Origin of the sequence: Cupriavidus sp. SZY C1, assembly GCF_032190535.1 — a bacterium.
GTDB lineage: Bacteria > Pseudomonadota > Gammaproteobacteria > Burkholderiales > Burkholderiaceae > Cupriavidus > Cupriavidus pauculus_C.
In genome coordinates, this window is sequence record NZ_JAUANU010000011.1 from 70,926 (window position 1) to 85,893 (window position 14,968).

Below are 14,968 nucleotides of genomic sequence, written 5' to 3' on the forward strand. Positions count from 1 at the left end.
ACGGCAGGTGGGCCCCGGACGTACCGGCGGGCGCTGACCCCGTTCGCCTGTACGCCAGGGAGCCCTTGTGCGCCTGACGCGTGTTTTTCAGACGGGGATCCGATCGTGCTAGTAGTTCTTGGCTATGTCGTCGTAGTTGTGGCGGTGCTGGGTGGTTACGCCCTCACCGGCGGCCACATGGGCGCGCTTTACCAACCGGCGGAGCTGATCATCATTGGCGGCGCCGCGGTGGGCGCCTTCATCAGCTCCAACAGCGGCAAGGCCATCAAGGCCACGATGAAGGCCATGCCCTCGCTGCTCAAGGGCTCCAAGTACAAGAAGGAACTGTACCTGGACGTGATGGCGCTGCTCTACGTGCTGCTGTCCAAGGCACGCCGCGAGGGCATCCTGTTCCTCGAAAAGGAAATTGCCGATCCCGCATCGAGCAGTGTCTTCAGCCAGTACCCCCGCATCCTGGCCGACGCCAAGATGATGGAGTTCCTGACCGACTACCTGCGCATGATGGTCAACGGCAACATGAACGCCTTCGAGATCGAGGCGCTCATGGACCACGAAATCGAAACGTTCCGCCACGAGGCCGAGATTCCCGCCCATGCGCTGTCGCGCGTCGGCGACGGCCTGCCCGCCTTCGGCATCGTTGCCGCGGTGATGGGCGTGGTGCACGCGCTGGCCTCGGCAGACCTGCCGCCGGCCGAGCTGGGCGCCCTGATCGCCCACGCCATGGTGGGTACGTTCCTGGGCATCCTGCTGGCCTACGGCTTCGTGTCGCCGCTGGCGTCGCGGGTGGAGCACCAGGTGTCCGAGAGCATCAAGATGTACGAATGCATCAAGGTGACCCTGCTGGCGTCGCTCAACGGCTACGCGCCGCTGGTGGCGGTGGAATTCGGCCGCAAGGTGCTGTACTCCACGGTACGTCCGTCGTTCCTCGAGCTCGACGACCACGTCCGCGAAGTCAAGAGCCTGACCTGACGGGAGAGCAGCCATGAGCAGCGCCCAGGACCTTCGTCCGATCATCATCAAAAAGGCGAAGTCGCACGCCAAGCCGCACGGCAACCATAGCTGGAAGATTGCCTACGCCGACTTCATGACGGCCATGATGGCGCTGTTCCTGGTGCTGTGGCTGCTGAGTTCGTCGTCGCCCAAGACGCTGGTGGGCGTGGCCGAGTACTTCAAGACGCCGCTGAAGGTGGCGGTGGCCGGCGGCGACAAGAGCAGCCTGTCGAAGAGCGTGATCCCCGGCGGCGGCAAGGACCCCACGGCCAAGGACGGCGAGGTCATGCGCGCCATGACCAACGACCCGGCCGACGCCCAGCGCCGCCGCGACCAGATGGACAGCGAGCGCCTGCGCGCGCTCAAGGGCCGCCTGGAACAGATCATCGAGAACAACCCCACGCTGCGCCAGTTCCGGCCGCAGTTGCTGCTGGACATCACCAGCGAGGGCCTGCGCATCCAGATCCTGGATACGCAGAACCGGCCGATGTTCCGCACCGGCAGCGCCGCGGTGGAGCCGTACATGCGCACCATCCTGCGCGAGATCGGCCCGGTGCTCAACGAGATGCCCAACAAGGTGAGCCTGTCTGGCCACACCGACTCGGCCACGTACATGCGCGGGGAGCGCGCGTACAGCAACTGGGAGCTGTCGGCCGACCGCGCCAACGCGTCGCGCCAGGAGCTGATTGCCGGCGGCATGCAGGAAGGCAAAGTGCTGCGCGTGCTGGGCCTGGCCGACACGATGCCGCTGGAAAAGAACGACGCGCTGGCGCCCACCAACCGCCGCATCAGCATCGTGGTGCTGAACAAGCGTGCGCAGGCCCAGTTCGAGCAGGAAAACGCCAGCGCCGCCGACGTGCAGGTGCAGGCCACGAAGGGGCGCGCGGCCGAGGAGTTCCAGGCGCAGGTGGAGGGCGCCCCGGGCGCGGCGGCAGTGGCTGCCAGCGCGCCGAAGGCCAAGTAGGAACAGAGGGAAGAAGGGGGCGCGCCACCGCGGTGGGCGGCGCGTCCTCCCAGCAATCTAGCGAGCCAGGACAACCATGTCTGTCGATATCGATATCACGCAGTTCTACCAGACCTTCTTTGAAGAGGCAGAGGAACTGCTCGTTGAAATGGAGCAGCTGCTGCTCGAGGTGGACATCGAGTCGCCCGATGCCGAAGCGCTCAACGCCATCTTCCGTGCCGCGCATTCCATCAAGGGCGGTGCCGCCACGTTCGGCTTCACGGCCCTGACCGAGACCACGCACATCTTCGAGAACCTGCTCGACCGCACGCGGCGGCGGGAACTGGCCCTGACCCGGGTCATCATCGACACCTTTCTGGAAACCAAGGACGTGTTGCAAGACCAGCTCAACGCCTATCGCAACGGCACCGAACCCGATCCGGAAACGTTCAAGCGCATCTGCGCCGTCCTGCAACAACTGGCGCAGGAAGCCGGCGGCGATGCGGGCCACGCTCCGGCCCCCGCACCCGCTGCCGTGGCGGCCCCGGCCCCCGCGCCGGCCGCAGCGCCGGCCGGCGGCAACCTCAAGGTCCGCCTGATCAAGGTGTCCCCGGCCGACCAGGCGCTGCTGCGCGAGGAACTGGCCAACCTGGGCGAGATCACCGGCCAGGAAGAGGCCGACGGCGACCTGACCATCTGGCTGAACAGCCAGTGCGGCACCGACGACATCATCGCGGTCTGCTGTTTCGTGATCGACGAGAAGCAGATCGCCGTGGAAGCCGTGGCCCCCGGCGAGGCACCCGCCGCCGCGCCGGCCCCGGCACCGGCCCCCGTGGCCGCCCCGGCGCCGGTTGCCGCCGCGCCCGCCGCCGCCCCGGCCGCCAAGGACAAGGAAAAAGCCAAGCCGGCCGCCGCGGCCGCCGCGCATGCGCCGGATTCGGGTTCGATCCGCGTGCCGACCGAGAAGGTCGACCAGATCATCAACCTGGTGGGCGAACTGGTCATCACCCAGTCGATGCTGGCGCAGACCGCCTCGTCGCTGGACCCGGTGCTGTTCGACCGCCTGTTCTCGGGCATGGGCCAGCTGGAGCGCAACGCCCGCGACCTGCAGGAAGCGGTGATGTCGATCCGCATGATGCCGATGGACTACGTGTTCTCGCGCTTCCCGCGCCTGGTGCGCGACCTGGCCAGCAAGCTGGGCAAGCAGATCGACCTGGTCACCTTCGGCAAGGCCACCGAGCTGGACAAGAGCCTGATCGAGCGGATCATCGACCCGCTGACCCACCTGGTGCGCAACAGCCTGGACCACGGCATCGAGACCCCCGAGAAGCGCGTGGCCGCCGGCAAGGAGCCGACCGGCCAGCTCATCCTGTCCGCGCAGCACGCGGGCGGCAACATCGTGATCGAGGTCAGCGACGACGGCGGTGGCCTGAACCGCGACCGCATCCTGTCCAAGGCGCTGCAGAACAACCTGCCGGGCGTGTCGGAGAGCATGCCCGACGAGGAAGTCTGGCAGCTCATCTTCGCGCCGGGCTTTTCCACGGCCGAGGTGGTGACCGACGTGTCGGGCCGCGGCGTGGGCATGGACGTGGTCAAGCGGAACATCCAGGAAATGGGCGGCCACGTGGAAATCAGCTCGCGCCAGGGCCTGGGCACCACCACGCGCATCGTGCTGCCGCTGACGCTGGCCATCCTGGACGGCATGTCGGTGCGTACCGGCGAGGAAACGTTCATCCTGCCGCTGAACTGCGTGATGGAGTCGCTGCAGCCGAAGGCCGACGACGTGCACACCGCCGCCAACGGCGAGCGCGTGATGAACGTGCGCGGCGAATACCTGCCGCTGCTGGAACTGCACAAGGTCTTCAACGTGGCCAACGCCGTGCAGGAGCCCACGCAGGGCATCGCCGTGATCCTGTCCGCCGAGGGCAAGCGCTTCGCGCTGCTGGTGGACCAGTTGATCGGCCAGCACCAGGTGGTGCTGAAGAACCTGGAAACCAACTACCGCAAGGTGCCGTGCATCTCGGCCGCGACGATCCTGGGCGACGGCAGCGTCGCGCTGATCGTGGACGTGGCCGCGCTGCAGCGCACCGGCGTGCGCCGCCAGGACATGGCGATCGCACTGTAACTGACAGCAAGGAGAACGGACATGGCCGGCATCGGACACATCGATACCCAGGGCAGCGAAGCCTCTGGCCAGGAATACCTGGTCTTCACGCTGGGCACCGAGGAATATGGCATCGACATCCTGAAGGTGCAGGAGATCCGCAGCTACGAGACGGTGACCCGCATCGCCAACGCGCCCGATTTCATCAAGGGCGTCACCAACCTGCGCGGCGTGATCGTGCCGATCGTCGACCTGCGCCTGAAGTTCAACCTGGCCAACGTGCGGTATGACCACCAGACCGTGGTGATCATCCTGAACGTGGCAGGCCGCGTGGTGGGCATCGTGGTCGACGGCGTGTCGGACGTGCTGACGCTGACCGGCGACGACATCAAGGCCGCGCCGGAATTCGGCGTGTCGGTGTCGAACGAGCACCTGACGGGCCTGGGTTCGGTGGAAGGCCGGATGCTGATCCTGATCGACATCGAACGCATGATGACCAGCCCCGAGATGGAGCTGATCGAGGCCGAGCTCGCCTGAGCGCCTGCCGGCCCGCCCCCGAAGACGCCTGTAACCGCCGTGCATCGGCAACCCTGAAGACATACACCCATGACGCCGCTCCGTTCTTCCTCCAGCGCCACCGGGAAGCCAGGCGCGGCCGCCAGTGCCGGCACGCCGGTGCTGGCGCCGCTGCGCGACGACATGCGTGACTTTCTGCTGACCGAGCGTGACTTCGAGAAGGTCCGCACGCTGATCCACAAGCGCGCGGGCATCTCGCTGGGCAGCCACAAGCGCGAGATGGTCTACAGCCGCCTGGCGCGGCGCCTGCGCTCGCTGCAGATCAGCGATTTCGGCACGTACCTGGAACTGCTCGAAGCCGACGAACGGTCGGACGAGTGGGAATACTTCACCAACGCGCTGACCACCAACCTCACGTCGTTCTTCCGGGAATCGCACCACTTTCCGCTGCTGGCCGAACATGCCAGGAAGGTGGGCCGGCCCTACAGCGTGTGGTGCGCGGCGGCATCCACCGGCGAAGAGCCGTACTCGATCGCCATCACGCTGGCCGAGGCGCTGGGCGACCGCGCCGCCACCGTGCTGGCCACCGACATCGACACGCAGGTGCTGGCCAAGGCGCGCGCGGGGGTCTATACCACCGAGCAGGTGGCGCGTCTGCAGCAGGAACAGCTGCGCCGCTTCTTCCTGAAAGGCACCGGCGCCCGTGCGGGGTCGGTCAAGGTCAAGCCCGACCTGGCGTCGACCATCACGTTCGCGCCGCTGAACCTGCTGGCGCCCGACTGGGGCATCCGCGAGAAGTTCGACGCGATCTTCTGCCGCAACGTGATGATCTACTTCGACAAGCCGACCCAGGGCCGCATCCTGGAACGGTTCGCGCCGATGCTCAAGCCGCATGGCCTGCTGTTCGCCGGCCATTCGGAAAACTTCTCCTATGTCTCGCGCGCGTTCCAGCTGCGCGGGCAGACCGTCTACGAACTGGCCGGCAAGGGCGGGAGTGCATGATGCGCGGCACGCCCCAGATTCCAGAGGCCATCGCGACGCGCAAGTACTTCGACCGCGAGTTTGGCAAGCAGGCCATCAAGCTGCTGCCCAACGAGTACTACGTGACCGGCGACGACGTGGTGCTGACCACGGTGCTGGGGTCGTGCGTGGCCGCGTGCATCCGCGACGAGTATGCGGGCGTGGGCGGCATGAACCATTTCATGCTGCCCGACGACGAGAACGCCGGCGCCGACCGCCTGCTGTCGGCGTCGATGCGCTACGGCTGCTATGCGCTGGAAGTGCTGATCAATGAACTGCTGAAGATGGGCGCCCGCCGCGAGCGCCTGGAGGCCAAGGTTTTTGGCGGCGGCGCGGTGCTGGCGAACATGACGACCCTCAATATTGGGGACCGGAATGCCGATTTCGTACTGAAGTACCTGCGCACCGAGGAGATCCGCGTCGCCGCCCAGGACCTGCGCGGTCCGCACGCCCGGCGCGTGAGCTACTTCCCGCGCACGGGCTTGGCGCTGGTGCGCCGGCTGACGCGCCAGGACGATACGGTTGGCGTGGAACGCGAGGAACGTGCCCTGGCACGCGCGCTGTCCACATCTACGAAGGCGCCCGCGCGTGGTGCCGTGGAATTGTTTACGCGGCAGGCAACGGCGAAGACGCCGTCCTGAAAACTGAAGACGTAGAGACGAACATGACCGCCGCGAAAATCAAGGTGCTGTGCGTGGATGATTCCGCGCTGATCCGCAGCCTGATGACGGAGATCATCAACAGCCAGCCGGACATGGAGGTGGTGGGTACCGCCCCCGATCCGCTGGTGGCCCGCGACATGATCAAGCGCCTGAACCCCGACGTGCTGACGCTGGACGTGGAAATGCCACGGATGGACGGGCTCGACTTCCTGGAGCGCCTGATGCGGCTGCGGCCGATGCCGGTGCTGATGGTGTCGTCGCTGACCGAGCGCGGGTCCGAGATCACGATGCGCGCGCTGGAACTGGGCGCCGTGGACTTCGTGACCAAGCCCAAGCTGGGCATCCGCGACGGCCTGATCGAGTACACCGACACCATCGCCGACAAGCTCCGCGCCGCCGCCCGCGCCCGCGTGCGGGCCCGGCCCGAGGCGGCGGCCACCGGTGGGGCCCCGGCCGCGCCGATCCTGCGCGCGCCGCTGCTGTCGACCGAGAAGCTGATCATCGTCGGCGCGTCCACCGGCGGCACCGAGGCCATCAAGGAATTCCTGATGCCGCTGCCGCCCGATTCGCCCGCCGTCATGATCGTGCAGCACATGCCGGCCGGCTTCACCAAGTCGTTCGCGCAGCGCCTGAACGGGCTGTGCCGCATCACGGTCAAGGAAGCCGAGCACGGCGAGCGCGTGCTGCCCGGCTACGCGTACATCGCCCCGGGCGACTCGCACCTGCTGCTGGCGCGCAGCGGCGCCAACTACGTGGCGCACCTGTCGGCCGAGGCGCCGGTGAACCGGCATCGCCCGTCCGTGGACGTGCTGTTCGATTCGGCCGCCATCCACGGCGGCAAGAACGTGACCGGCGTGATCCTGACCGGCATGGGCAAGGACGGCGCCCGCGGCATGCTGCGGATGAAGGAAGCCGGGTCGTACAACCTGGCGCAGGACGAGCAGTCCTGCATCGTATTCGGCATGCCGAAGGAGGCAATTGCCACCGGCGGCGTGCATGAAGTCGTGCCACTGAACCAGATGAGCCAGCGCGTCATGGCCCACCTGGCGACGTTCGGCGCGCGGGCGCAGCGCGTGTAGTGCCGGAGCGCGCGCGGGAGAGGTCAGATCAGCAACAACAACCGGATGGCACCGTCATCCGCAACCGTTTTGGAGCCGTATAGTGGACAAGAACATCAAGATCCTCGTGGTCGACGACTTCCCGACCATGCGTCGGATCATCCGTAACCTGCTCAAGGAGCTGGGTTTCACCAACGTCGAGGAAGCCGAGGACGGCGCCGCCGGCCTGGAAAAGGCCAAGGACGGCAGCTTCCAGTTCGTGGTGTCGGACTGGAACATGCCCAACATGGACGGCCTGACCATGCTGCAGTCGATCCGCGCCACGCCCGGCATCGAAAAGACGCCGGTGCTGATGGTGACGGCCGAGGCAAAGAAGGAGAACATCATCGCCGCCGCGCAGGCCGGCGCCAACGGCTACGTGGTCAAGCCCTTCACGGCCGCAACGCTGGACGAAAAGATCACCAAGATCTTCGAGAAGCTCGGTCAATAAGAAGAGGTACGCGACATGTCGACGACTCCGACTTTCAGCCAAGAATCGGCCGAGCAGATCATCCATCGCATCGGCAACCTGACGCGAATGCTGCGCGACAACATGCGTGAGCTGGGGCTCGACAAGGAAATCGAGAAGGCCGCCCTGGCCATTCCCGATGCGCGCGACCGCCTCAACTACATCGCCGCCATGACCGAGCAGGCGGCCGAGCGCACGCTTACCGCCGTGGAACTGGCGCAGCCGCTACAGGAAGACCTGGAAGGCAAGGCCACCGCGCTGGACAAGCGCTGGGACGAGTGGTTCGCGCAACCGGTGGAGCTGGGCGACGCCCGCGCGCTGGTGCTGGACACCCGCGAGTTCCTGACCGAGGTCCCGCAGAAGGCCAAGGCCACCGGCGGCCACCTGCTCGAAATCATGATGGCCCAGGACTTCCAGGACCTGACTGGCCAGGTGATCAAGAAGATGATGGACATGATCCGCACCCTGGAGCAGGAACTGCTGCAGGTGCTGATCGACAACGTGCCGGCGGACCGCCGCGTGGAAGCGGCCCCGACGCTGATGAACGGCCCGCAGATCAACCCGGAAGGCAAGGCCGACGTCGTGTCTGACCAGTCCCAGGTGGACGACCTGCTGGCCAGCCTGGGCTTCTGAGCCCGGCCTCCCTCTCCCGCCCCCCCGGGCGGTTGAGGATGGCGTCTGTGGTCTCCCCTCTCCCGCCCCCCCGGGCGGTTGAGGATGGCGTCTGTGGTCTCCCCTCTCCCGCCTGCGCGGGAGAGGGGCCGGGGGAGAGGGCCAGCGACCCAACCTGCCACCCACGCCCCCAGCCCCCCCCCCCCCCCCCCCACCCGGGCGCCACCCGCGGGGGCCCCCGGGGCCCCCCCCCCCCCGGGGCGCCCCCGCGGGGGGGCGCGGGCCCCCCCCGGGGGCCGGGGGGGGGGGGGGGTGGCCCCCCCCCCGGGGGGGGGGGGGGGGGGGGGGGGGGGTGGGCCCCCCGCCCCGCGGGGGGGGGGGGGGGGGGGGGGGGGGGGGGCCCCCCCCCCCGCGCTTCGCAAGTGCGACATCGCGTCTTGAGCCGCCTGCCCTCACCCCCAGCCCCTCTCCCACTTCGCGGGAGAGGGGAGCAAACACGCGACCAAGCACCCCCCGGCGCTACCCTCATCGGTCGCGCCGTCCCCGCTTGTACGCGGCGCAAACCAAAGAGTAAGCACTAACAATACCGCCACCTGCGAAACCATTGCGACGCTAAAGTCGCGCCGCATTTGCGCCGATAACCAACACATCCACCGCCGTCGGCAGCGTGCCGCTGGCTAGCCATTCGATCCGGAGTCAGACGAACATGTCTCTGTTTAATATCGGTCTGTCGGGCCTGAACGTCGCCCAGAACGGGCTCACCACGGTCGGCCACAACTTCAGCAACGCGGCCACCGTCGGCTATACCCGCCAGAACACGATCATTGCGTCGGCCGGCGGCCAGGCCACCGGTGCCGGCTTCTACGGCCAGGGTTCGAACACCATTACCGTGCAGCGCGTGTACGACGGCTTCCTGACCGGGCAGCTTCGCGGCGCCACGTCGGCCAGCTTCGAGCTGTCGACGTACGCGGAACAGATCGGCCAGATCGACAACCTGCTGGCGGACGAGAAAGGTGGCCTGGCGCCGCTGATGCAGAAGTTCTTCGCGGCCGTGCAGGCCGTGTCCGATACCCCGGCCGATCCGGCGACCCGCCAGGGCCTGATCTCGTCGGCCCAGGCGCTGGCCGGGCAGATCAAGTCGTCCAGCGACTACTTCAAGCAGCTGCAGGACGGCATCAACACCCAGCTCCAGTCGTCGGTGACGCAGGTCAACGACTACTCGAAGCAGATCGCCAACCTGAACAAGGAAATCTCGCGCATGACCGCCGCGTCGGGCGGCCACGCGCCGAACGACCTGCTGGACCAGCGCGACCAGGCCGTGGCCAAGCTGACCGAACTGGTCGGCGCCAAGGTGGTGGTGCAGGACGGCGGCACGTACAACGTGTTCGTCGGCAACGGCCAGCCGCTGGTGATGGGCACCGATTCGTACGACATCAAGACGGTGCCGTCGTCGGTGGACCCGAGCCGCCAGACCATCGCATACACGCTGCCGAACGGCACGACGATCGAGGCCGAGGAAGGCGCGGTCACGGGCGGCTCCATTGGCGGGCTGCTGCGTTTCCGCAGCGAATCGCTGGACACGGCGCAGAACGCCATCGGCCGCCTGTCGCTGGCCATCGGCCAGACGTTCAACAACCAGCACAAGCTGGGCATCGACCTGAACGGCGCCATCGGCACCGACATGTTCACGCTGGGCAAGCCGACCGTGTTCTCGAACGACAAGAACACGTCGGGCGCGCAGCTCACGGCCACGATCACCAACACCGGCAACCTGACGACCAGCGACTACACGCTGAAGTTCGCCGGCGGCAGCTATTCGCTGGTGCGCAAGTCCGACAACGTGGTGGTGTCGAACACCGCGGCCCCGGGCACCTATCCGCTGACGATCAACACGCCCGAAGGCTTCTCGCTGACGCTCGACCGCGCGATGAACGCCAACGAATCGTTCGAGATCCAGCCCACGCGCAATGCCGCGGCCGGCTTTGGCACGCTGATCACGGACCCGGCCAAGATCGCCGCCGCATCGCCGGCGCGCGCCGACGCCAACACGCAGAACACCGGCACGGTCAAGGCATCGCTGACCAACGTCGCGCCCGGCTTCACGCTGATGACCAATCCGGTCAAGGTGACGTTCACGGGCGGCGCCTACACGATCGTCGACTCGGTGACCAATGCGCCGCTGGTGCCGGCACCGACGGTGACGGCCACCGCGTCGGGCACCGACATCACGATCAACAACATGACGTTCAGCCTGAACGGCACGCCGAAGAATGGCGACACGTTCACGCTGTCGAACAACACGGGCGCGGTGTCGGACAACGGCAACATGCTCAAGCTGGCCAAGCTGCAGACGGCCAAGACCATCAACGGCACGTCGAGCTTCAACGACGCCTACGCCCAGCTGGTCAACGACGTGGGCAGCAAGGCCAAGTCCACGACGATCGCGTCGGCGTCGCAGGACAGCATCACGAACCAGATCTACACGTCCCAGCAGTCGGTGTCGGGCGTGAACATGGACGAGGAAACGGTAAACCTGCTGAAGTTCCAGCAGCTTTACCAGGCCAACGCCAAGGTGATCCAGGCCGCCAGCACCATCTTCGACACGCTGGTCAGCATCGCCTGATCGCGGATATCCCCGATACAACCTCCGGACAAGAAGGAATCACGCCATGCGCGTCGCCACCTCCACCCTGTATCACCAGGGCCTGTCGTCGATGAACAGCCAGCAGTCCAGCCTGCTGCACGTGCAGCAGCAGTTGGCCACCGGCCGCCGCGTGCTGACGCCGTCGGACGACCCCGTTGCCGCCACGCGCGCGCTCGGCGTGTCGCAGTCGATGGCCGTGAACGGCCAGTACACGGCGTCGCGCAAGCAGGCCAACATGTCGCTGGGGCTGGAGGAAAACACGCTCCAGTCGGTCACCACCACGCTGCAGAACATCAAGACCCTGCTGGTGAACGCTGGCAACGGCACGCTGAGCGACAACGACCGCGCGTCGCTGGCCACGGCGCTGCAGGGCCAGTACGACCAGCTCGTGGGCCTGGCCAACGCCGACGACGGCAACGGCAACTTCCTGTTCGGCGGCCTGAAGTCGGGCTCGGCACCGTTCGTGGCCGATGCCGCGGGCAACCTGACCTACCAGGGCGACACCGGCCACCAGCTGCTGCAGGTGGACGTCGCGCGCCAGATGGAAGCAGGCAACCACGGCGCCGAGATCTTCCAGTCGGTGACCGCCAATGCCGGCTACGTGATCAAGGGCACCGGCACCAACGCCGGCACCGGCGTGTTCAGCGCGATTTCGGTGACCAACCCGACCGATCCCGCCTACGGCCACTCGTTCAGCGTCGCGTTCCAGACCGACGCCGGCACCGGCAAGAAGCAGTACGTGGTGACGGACACCACGACCGGCACGACCGCCGCACCGGTGGACTACGTCGAGAACGGCTCGATCAGCGTGGGCGGCGTGTCGTTCTCGGTCAAGGGCATGCCGGCCGACACCGACAAGGTCACGGTCCAGCCGGCCCAGCAGGCGGGCGCCGACATGTTCGCCAACCTGAAGAACGTGATCAGCGCACTGCGCCAGCCGATCAGCTCGGGCACGTCGCCCGACGTGGCGGCCGCCAACCTGCAGAACGCTATCGCCACCGGCCTGCGCCAGAACGACAACTCGCTGGACAACGTGCTGACCGTGCGTTCGTCGGTGGGCTCGCGCATGAACGAAGTCGACGCGCTGGACACCATCGGCGACAACCGCGACCTCAGCAGCGCCCAGACGCTGTCGAACCTGACCGAGCTGGACTACGCCGCCGCGATCACCGAGTACTACCAGCGCCAGACCGCGCTGCAGGGCGCGCAGCAATCGTTCATGCAGATCCAGCAGATGAACCTGTTCAGGTTCCTGTAACGGACGTAGCGCGCCCAGGCGCTGGGTGGGGAAGTGCCTGACCGGGCTGCTGGCCGTGCGTCACTGGATCGACCGCGCCTTTGGCGGGCTTCTGGTCGGTTTTGGCGTCTTCCTGGCGGTGGCACGCGGCTCGCGCTGACATTTTTCACGCCGCGGAGGTTGTCCCGCCCCGTGCACAAGATTGGTGATATATTACATATCACCAATTTGCACCTGCCGCCGCCATGCTCGATCCTTCTCTGCTGGGCCGGATAACTTTCACCCACAGCGAGCCGTCACAGGCCCCGTTGCCGCCCGGGCGCCACCGGCTTGGACTGGCCGACGAGCGCGATGCGGTGCTCTACGTGCCGCCGGAGCTTGGCCCGGGCCCCGTGCCGCTGCTGGTCATGTTTCACGGTGCCGGCGGCTTTCCCGAGAAGGTGTTGCCCTTTGTCGAGCCGCACGCGGATGCGCATGGCTTTCTGGTGCTGGCGCCGCATTCGACCTATCCCACGTGGGACATCGTCATCGGCGGCAACGGCCCCGACCTGCAGAAGTTGCACAGGGGGCTGGACGCCGTCTCGGCCCGCTACCGCATTCGCCCGGAACGGCTGGCGTTCGCCGGCTTTTCGGATGGGGCGAGCTACGCGCTGTCCATCGGCATCACCAACGGCGACATTGCCAGCCACGTCATCGCTTTCTCAGGCGGGTTCATGTCCGTTTTCCTGCAGGAAGGCGCGCCGAAGGTGTTTATCGCGCATGGGCTGGTTGACGAGCAACTGCCCATCCAGACCAGCGGCCGGACCAATGCCGCCAAGCTGAAGGCTGCCGGATACGACGTCGAGTATGTCGAATTTCACGGCACGCACCTGATCCATCCCCCGATCGTGACCGAGGCCATCCGCTTCTTCCTGGCGTAGCGCGCCGTCGCCAGCCCCAGGATCTGCCGCTAACGGAGTGCAATCCATGAATATCGAGATTCCGCAGTCTCTGATCCACCCGCTGCTTGCCATGGTCGAGGCCGAGTCTCCGCTGGCACGGCAGCTCAAGGAGCACGGTCTCTGTCACGGCAGCATGTCGGTGTCGGCGCGACTGTTCGACGCACAGTCGCTGAACATGCTCTACACGCTAAGCAAGGCGAAGAACGAGCGGCAGCTCACGTTCCAGATGCTGGCGCTCGACAACGTCTACAACGCTCCGCAGGCGCGGACCATTCCCGGCCTGGAGCGCTTGGTGGCAGGGCTGGTGGCGTACCTGTCGCGCGATGTCATCGACGGCTGGCTGTACCAGCGCAGCCGCGATGGCGTACTGCTGCCGTGGCTGGTCTATCGCATCCGCCACGTGGAGCCCGAGCAGGGCATGGCCTACGTGGCCATCGACCTGCTGGCGAATACCATGCTGTCCGCCAACTCGGAGCTGACCGACCCCACGCGGCGCAGAGGGGGCATGACGACGTCGATCATCGTCACGCGCGACGAGATCGTGGACCGCACGATTCCGCAGCTGCTCGCCGATTTCGGGTTTTTCAAGGAGTGCGCGGAATTCCGGCAGGAGTACGACCGGCACGCGCAGCTTTTTCTGCGCTACCAGCGCAGCTTCGGCGCGCAGTACATCGCCACGGGACCCGCCTTCACCGTGGAAGGCAAGGGTACTGTTTCGCTGGCGCGCCTGGGCGATGGCGTGGCGGCCCGCTGCATCAATGACGAGGAACGGCTGGAGCGCCGCTTCGAAGTGACATGCGACGCCGAATTCTGGCGCAAGGCCGGGGTGGCCACCGGATTTGAACGGATGCCGCTGCACGGCTACGTGCATCTGTTCCATCTGGAATGGCACCGCAACATCTGGGTGCACGTGCAGCACCTGACCGAATACCAGTACCAGCCCGGGCTGCGCGACAAGCTCGTGCTGCCGGACCACCACCGCGACCTGATCGACATCCTGACCTCGCACCTGGACGTCCTGGTGCAGGACGTGGTGCCTGGCAAATCGGGCGGCACGACCATCCTCTGCCAGGGCGCGCCCGGCCTTGGCAAGACATTGACGGCCGAGGTGTACGCGGAAGTCGTCGGCCGGCCACTCTACCGCGTGCATTCCGGACAGCTCGGCACGACTGCCGCCTCGGTCGGTGCCAGCCTGATGGAGATACTGCGCCGCGCCATGCGCTGGAATGCCGTGCTGTTGCTCGACGAGGCCGACGTCTACATCCGCCGCCGCGACAACGACCTGGAGCACAACGCCATCGTTGCGGAATTCCTGCGCACGCTGGAGTATTTCAGCGGCCTGCTGTTCATGACCACCAACCGTACCGGTGACGTCGATGACGCCATCCTGTCGCGGTGCATCGCCACCATCCAGTACGAGACGCCCGACCGGGCGGATGCATCGCGCCTGTGGCGTCTGCAAGCCGACCAGTTTGGCGCGACCCTCGATGACGAACTGGTGGAGGCGTTGACCGCTGCCTACCCGACAGCAAGCGGACGCGACATCAAGGAACTGATGAAACTCGCCACCCGCTATGCCAAGGCGAAGCAGACGGCGCTGTCGGAAGACGTGTTCCGGCTGTGCGCGCAGTTCCGGGCCATCGCACCGGCGGGATGACGCGTCGCGGCGTTCATGGCGAAGGTGCTGTTTTCGGCATATCTACCTGTTCTTCTCGAAACAAATAATCATCCTT

13 protein-coding genes and 1 pseudogene are annotated in these 14,968 nt (G+C 66.6%); all 14 read left to right on the plus strand.

All coding sequences use genetic code 11. From position 1 onward, the window contains the following. Positions 1-105: 105 nt before the first annotated feature. Positions 106-969, plus strand: a complete 864-nt coding sequence (gene motA / locus QTN24_RS17490; RefSeq protein ID WP_124685955.1) for a flagellar motor stator protein MotA — start codon at positions 106-108, stop codon at positions 967-969. A 13-nt stretch (positions 970-982) separates the two neighbouring features. Next, positions 983-1,954 (plus strand): flagellar motor protein MotB, encoded by a 972-nt coding sequence (gene motB, locus QTN24_RS17495; protein WP_124685956.1) that lies wholly within the window; start codon positions 983-985, stop codon positions 1,952-1,954. A 76-nt stretch (positions 1,955-2,030) separates the two neighbouring features. Further along, on the plus strand, positions 2,031-4,058 hold the full coding sequence (cheA, locus tag QTN24_RS17500; protein WP_313838624.1) for a chemotaxis protein CheA: 2,028 nt from the start codon (positions 2,031-2,033) through the stop codon (positions 4,056-4,058). A gap of 21 nt (positions 4,059-4,079) precedes the next feature. Further along, positions 4,080-4,574 (plus strand): chemotaxis protein CheW, encoded by a 495-nt coding sequence (locus tag QTN24_RS17505; protein WP_124685958.1) that lies wholly within the window; start codon positions 4,080-4,082, stop codon positions 4,572-4,574. Between the two features lie 69 nt (positions 4,575-4,643). Beyond that, positions 4,644-5,555 carry a CheR family methyltransferase gene (locus QTN24_RS17510; RefSeq protein WP_313838626.1) on the plus strand — a complete coding sequence of 304 codons (912 nt, stop codon included), beginning with the start codon at positions 4,644-4,646 and terminating at the stop codon, positions 5,553-5,555. After that, on the plus strand, positions 5,552-6,214 hold the full coding sequence (gene cheD, locus QTN24_RS17515) for a chemoreceptor glutamine deamidase CheD (RefSeq protein ID WP_409559042.1): 663 nt from the start codon (positions 5,552-5,554) through the stop codon (positions 6,212-6,214). Before QTN24_RS17510 ends, cheD begins: the two co-directional genes overlap by 4 nt. A gap of 23 nt (positions 6,215-6,237) precedes the next feature. Continuing rightward, positions 6,238-7,314 (plus strand): chemotaxis response regulator protein-glutamate methylesterase, encoded by a 1,077-nt coding sequence (locus QTN24_RS17520; protein ID WP_124685960.1) that lies wholly within the window; start codon positions 6,238-6,240, stop codon positions 7,312-7,314. An 82-nt stretch (positions 7,315-7,396) separates the two neighbouring features. Continuing rightward, positions 7,397-7,783, plus strand: coding sequence for a chemotaxis response regulator CheY (cheY, locus tag QTN24_RS17525; protein WP_124685961.1), 387 nt, complete (start codon positions 7,397-7,399; stop codon positions 7,781-7,783). A 15-nt stretch (positions 7,784-7,798) separates the two neighbouring features. After that, complete coding sequence (gene cheZ / locus QTN24_RS17530) at positions 7,799-8,434, plus strand: protein phosphatase CheZ (protein WP_124685962.1); 636 nt, start codon at positions 7,799-7,801, stop codon at positions 8,432-8,434. Positions 8,435-9,119: 685 nt separating this feature from the next. Beyond that, the gene (gene flgK, locus QTN24_RS17535; protein WP_313838631.1) at positions 9,120-11,036 is read left to right on the plus strand and encodes a flagellar hook-associated protein FlgK; all 1,917 of its coding nucleotides are present in this window, start codon (positions 9,120-9,122) and stop codon (positions 11,034-11,036) included. 46 nt (positions 11,037-11,082) lie between these two features. Then, positions 11,083-12,315, plus strand: a complete 1,233-nt coding sequence (gene flgL, locus QTN24_RS17540) for a flagellar hook-associated protein FlgL (protein WP_313838634.1) — start codon at positions 11,083-11,085, stop codon at positions 12,313-12,315. A gap of 46 nt (positions 12,316-12,361) precedes the next feature. Beyond that, positions 12,362-12,454 (plus strand): annotated as a pseudogene (locus QTN24_RS17545) (LysE family translocator); the annotation flags it as partial. An 85-nt stretch (positions 12,455-12,539) separates the two neighbouring features. Beyond that, on the plus strand, positions 12,540-13,214 hold the full coding sequence (locus tag QTN24_RS17550) for an esterase (protein ID WP_313838635.1): 675 nt from the start codon (positions 12,540-12,542) through the stop codon (positions 13,212-13,214). A 46-nt stretch (positions 13,215-13,260) separates the two neighbouring features. After that, on the plus strand, positions 13,261-14,892 hold the full coding sequence (locus tag QTN24_RS17555) for an ATP-binding protein (RefSeq protein ID WP_313838636.1): 1,632 nt from the start codon (positions 13,261-13,263) through the stop codon (positions 14,890-14,892). Positions 14,893-14,968: the final 76 nt, after the last annotated feature.

Excerpts from the sequence above, each read along its gene's own strand:
- QTN24_RS17555 (WP_313838636.1), top strand. The coding sequence starts at position 13,261 with ATGAATATCGAGATTCCGCAGTCTCTGATCCACCCGCTGCTTGCCATG.
- flgK (WP_313838631.1), top strand. The coding sequence starts at position 9,120 with ATGTCTCTGTTTAATATCGGTCTGTCGGGCCTGAACGTCGCCCAGAAC.
- QTN24_RS17550 (WP_313838635.1), top strand. The coding sequence starts at position 12,540 with ATGCTCGATCCTTCTCTGCTGGGCCGGATAACTTTCACCCACAGCGAG.
- flgL (WP_313838634.1), top strand. The coding sequence starts at position 11,083 with ATGCGCGTCGCCACCTCCACCCTGTATCACCAGGGCCTGTCGTCGATG.
- cheD (WP_409559042.1), top strand. The coding sequence starts at position 5,552 with ATGATGCGCGGCACGCCCCAGATTCCAGAGGCCATCGCGACGCGCAAG.
- QTN24_RS17505 (WP_124685958.1), top strand. The coding sequence starts at position 4,080 with ATGGCCGGCATCGGACACATCGATACCCAGGGCAGCGAAGCCTCTGGC.
- motB (WP_124685956.1), top strand. The coding sequence starts at position 983 with ATGAGCAGCGCCCAGGACCTTCGTCCGATCATCATCAAAAAGGCGAAG.
- QTN24_RS17520 (WP_124685960.1), top strand. The coding sequence starts at position 6,238 with ATGACCGCCGCGAAAATCAAGGTGCTGTGCGTGGATGATTCCGCGCTG.
- cheA (WP_313838624.1), top strand. The coding sequence starts at position 2,031 with ATGTCTGTCGATATCGATATCACGCAGTTCTACCAGACCTTCTTTGAA.
- cheZ (WP_124685962.1), top strand. The coding sequence starts at position 7,799 with ATGTCGACGACTCCGACTTTCAGCCAAGAATCGGCCGAGCAGATCATC.
- QTN24_RS17510 (WP_313838626.1), top strand. The coding sequence starts at position 4,644 with ATGACGCCGCTCCGTTCTTCCTCCAGCGCCACCGGGAAGCCAGGCGCG.